Here is a 276-nt window from a genome sequence, read left to right on the forward strand (position 1 = left end):
ATGGCCACCGCTCTGGATCAGATCGAGGGTTTCCGGACGCATGCGCACCCGGGCTTCGGCGGTGGCTTCACGGAAGGTCACCTGCTTGTCGGTGACATCGACCATGTTGGCACGGCCTTGGGAATCGAGATGGGTCAGCACGGCATGACTCCTGGAAAAGACCTGCCATTGTAGACCCGCGGTTGGGGATTTGATCCCCGCCCGTGACCGGACGGGGATCGGGGGAGTTACAGATGGGCCTCGGCGTATTCGGCGAGGACGGAACGGGGCACGCCC

1 protein-coding gene is annotated in these 276 nt (G+C 63.8%); it reads right to left on the reverse strand.

Features of this window, described 5'->3' with window-relative positions; translation table 11 throughout:
* The coding region (locus CVH10_RS20120; RefSeq protein ID WP_369335909.1) for a cyclic pyranopterin monophosphate synthase MoaC at positions 1-105 on the reverse strand (105 nt) is incomplete at its 3' end.
* Between the last annotated feature and the right edge of the window lie 171 nt (positions 106-276).

This window comes from Halomonas sp. ND22Bw, from assembly GCF_003011945.1.
Taxonomy (GTDB): Bacteria; Pseudomonadota; Gammaproteobacteria; order Pseudomonadales; family Halomonadaceae; genus Halomonas; species Halomonas halophila.